We start from the raw sequence: 3253 nt of genomic DNA on the forward strand, positions 1-3253 counted from the left end.
AACTAAAGGTTTAGTTTTTCATTGTGCTTCTGTTGGTGAGGTACTTGCCGCAACGCCACTTATTAAAGCTTTGCAAAAAGTGCATCCAAATTTAAATATACTTATAACCTGTAATACTCCAACAGGCAGAGAGCAAATACTTAGCCAGTTTAAAAATACTGTAGCGTGTAGCTATTTACCAATCGATTTCCCGTTTGCGACGGCTCGATTTTTAAAGCGTATAAAGCCACAAGCATTATGTATTTTAGAAACCGAGCTATGGCCAAATTTAATGGCGATAAGCCACAAAAAAAACATACCAGTGCTTGTCATCAATGCAAGACTCTCTGAAAAGTCACTGCAGGGCTATCAAAAGGTCGCTAAATTAACGCATATTATTATGCGCTCAATTACGGTACTTGCGAGTCACAATAAAACAGATGCTACACGCTTTATTGAACTTGGTCTTGAAGCTTCAAAAAGCCATGTAACAGGCTCAATAAAATTTGATATAACACCAAGTGAAGAGCAACTAGCTAAAGTACTCAACCTTAAACAGCTTTATAGTAGTAATGAACGCTTTGTATGGGTGGCAGGCTCAACACATCCTGTTGAGCATGAGCTGGTACTTTTAGCCCATCAAGAATTACTAAAAAAGCAACCGAACGCATTACTTATAATTGCCCCGCGCCATCCAGAGCAATTTGACAAAGTGGCAGAGCTTTTAACGCAAAGCCCACTTAGCTTTAGCCGTCGTAGCCAAAATAACTATAATAATGAGCAAATACTCCTTGCTGATACGCTTGGTGAATTACAGTGTTTATATGGCGCTGCAAATGTGAGCTTTATTGGTGGCAGCTTAATTCGCAGAGGTGGGCATAACCCACTGGAATCAGCAGCGTTTTCGGTAGGTGTAATAACAGGTCCACACACATACAATTTTGACCATGTTTATCCCGAGCTAACAAAGCTCAAAGGTGCTGTAGTGGTTGATAGTAACGACGAACTCGCAAAGCAGCTTATAACGTTTAGCCAAAACACAAAAGCGTGCCAAACCTTAGGTATTAAAGCTGCGCAATGCGTAACTAAAAACCAAGGTGCTATACAAAAAACACTTAACATTATTAATCAATATTTAGAGCCAAAACCGTGACCAACATAGCTATAAGCCAAACCCGTGAATGGGTGTCATCTGTTATTGTTAAATATAACTTTTGCCCATTTGCACGTAAAGAAGTGGAAAATAACTGTATTCATTACATAGTAAGCTCTGCAACGAGCATGGATGATGCTGTAATGGATATGCTTGAGCAATGTGTTGAGCTTGACCGTGAACCAGAGCGCGAAACAACCCTTATCATGTTTGACAATGGCTTTAGTGACTTTGAAGACTTTTTAGACTTGGTCGATTTAGCTAATGCACTTTTAGTCGCGCAAGGCTTTGAAGGTAAGTATCAAATCGCTAATTTTCATCCTGATTACGTATTTGCTGACAGTGATGAAACCGATGCCGCAAACTACACAAATAGAGCGCCCTTTCCTACATTGCATTTAATCCGCGAAGCAAGTATGAGCGAAGCACTTGATAGTTATAACGAGCCTGAATCTATTCCTGAGCATAATATAAATCTAGCAAGGCGTAAGGGGATTGATTTTTGGCAGCAGTTACTTGAAGGCTGTAAAAAACCGAGCGCTTAAATGCTCGGTTTTATTTTGGTTTGTGCAGAACAAGACAATAACAAACGCTTATTTTTTAACCCAGTTACCATTTACTTCAACGTAATGACCACTTTGGGTTTTTTCAATTGTTTTAGCAGCAGCAAGTGCTTCTACTTGTGAAAGCGACAAGTTATTCTTTTTAGCGAGCTTTAAGTACTGCGCTTTACGCTTTGCATTTATGTCATCAACAACGGCTTTTGCCTCTGCGTTTTGTACAACAAGTCCTAAATAACCAGAGCTATCTTCACCTACTAGACCTTGGTTTTTAGCGTCATCAAGGCTAATAGCCCAAGCAGAGAAAGACATACATACTGCACTAACTAACGTAATAATATTTAATTTTTTCTTCGTATTCATGTTCTAGCTCCTCAAAATAACTCACTGTCGTCACTAAATAAATTGTCGAGTTCTTTATCTACTTTTACGCGAATTTCGTGATCGACCTTCACATTTAAATTAATAGTAATGGGCTCTTTAGCAGACACCTCAACACGATGCGTGCAAGCACTGAGTGCACTAATAGCACTCAGCGCGAGCAGTACTTTTATCAATAACGACTGTCTCATTATTAGTTTCCTTTTTGTGAGTATTGTTGCTCAACTTTTTGTGTAATTTCGTCACTTAAACGCAGTGCGCGTAAAAGTGTAAATACGTTTTCTTCGTGGTTATAATTAAAGTTAACCTGCTGCTGCTCTGCTTTATTATAGCCTTGCAAATTAACCCCTAGTTTTAACCAACCATCATTTTTTAGTGCCACACTGCTATTAAGTTTTTGAATATCTAAATTAGTTAATAGCCCTAACACAGGTTGTAACTCTTGCTGTTGCTGCATTACTGAATCAAAAGCGGCATTATTGGTAATTTTTAAATTACCTGTTCCTTGGCTAAATAAGCTACCGTCAATTATTTCAATTTTTCCACTATCAAAGTGAACCGGTAAAGACCCCGCCAAGCGTCCCGTTAATACAATGCCCGACTTATCGTCGAGTGTAACAAGTTTGCTTGCATCAATATTTTCAAACTTAACATTAGCAACTTGGTTTGGCTTCCCTACTGTGTAGCTATCTAATGAAAACTCGCCACCAAACACACTTCCTTTTACATCATTTATAAGCGCGGTATTGTTATTAACTTGCCATTGACCTTTGATAGTTTTAACTACGGCACCGGCTCTAAATTCATTTAAATTAAAGGTAGTTGGTTTTACATTAAGCTTACCTGAATTATATTCCCCGCTAAATGTACTGCTTAAATCACTCGCAAGGTAATCGTTATACAATGCACTTGTATGACTAATCCCTATATTGAACAGTGCATTTTGTAAGTTTATATCGCCACTAATATAGCCATTAAATTCGCCCACTGTTAACTGTGCAAGTGGCTCAAATTGACTAATAAACGCATTTAACGACAGCGCACTTTGTTCAGGAATAACCACTTCAAATGGATGAGCTTGCGACGACATATGATGATTTATCACTAACTCAACATTATTTATAAATGCGTGATGCGTAGCTTTTAGTGCACGGCTTTGCAAGCCCGTAGACTCTACTTT

Annotated in this window: 5 protein-coding genes; 2 read left to right on the top strand and 3 right to left on the bottom strand. The window is 38.5% G+C overall.

What is annotated here, in order from left to right; translation table 11 throughout:
- Nucleotides 1–1132, top strand: a 1132-nt coding sequence (gene waaA, locus H5072_RS15225; protein ID WP_182694001.1) for a lipid IV(A) 3-deoxy-D-manno-octulosonic acid transferase, incomplete at its 5' end; no start/stop codon positions are given.
- A complete protein-coding gene (locus H5072_RS15230; protein WP_002961067.1) occupies nucleotides 1129–1677 on the top strand; it encodes a DUF1415 domain-containing protein in 549 nt (182 codons plus the stop codon). The genes waaA and H5072_RS15230, both read left to right, overlap by 4 nt.
- A 48-nt stretch (nucleotides 1678–1725) precedes the next feature.
- On the opposite strand, the gene H5072_RS15235 is transcribed toward H5072_RS15230, so the two are convergent.
- The 3 genes from H5072_RS15235 to H5072_RS15245 all read right to left on the bottom strand — a co-directional run.
- On the bottom strand, nucleotides 1726–2055 hold the full coding sequence (locus H5072_RS15235; RefSeq protein WP_002961068.1) for a YdbL family protein: 330 nt from the start codon (nucleotides 2053–2055) through the stop codon (nucleotides 1726–1728).
- 11 nt (nucleotides 2056–2066) lie between these two features.
- The gene (locus H5072_RS15240) at nucleotides 2067–2264 is read right to left on the bottom strand and encodes a YnbE family lipoprotein (RefSeq protein ID WP_007378800.1); all 198 of its coding nucleotides are present in this window, start codon (nucleotides 2262–2264) and stop codon (nucleotides 2067–2069) included.
- 2 nt (nucleotides 2265–2266) lie between these two features.
- The coding region (locus H5072_RS15245) for a YdbH domain-containing protein (protein ID WP_182694002.1) at nucleotides 2267–3253 on the bottom strand (987 nt) is incomplete at its 5' end.

The sequence above is a fragment of the Pseudoalteromonas sp. SR45-5 genome (genome assembly GCF_014163565.1).
In the GTDB taxonomy this organism is placed as follows: Bacteria; Pseudomonadota; Gammaproteobacteria; order Enterobacterales; family Alteromonadaceae; genus Pseudoalteromonas; species Pseudoalteromonas distincta.

Coding starts and splice junctions, on each gene's coding strand:
- H5072_RS15240 (WP_007378800.1), bottom strand. CDS start 2,264: ATGAGACAGTCGTTATTGATAAAAGTACTGCTCGCGCTGAGTGCTATT.
- H5072_RS15235 (WP_002961068.1), bottom strand. CDS start 2,055: ATGAATACGAAGAAAAAATTAAATATTATTACGTTAGTTAGTGCAGTA.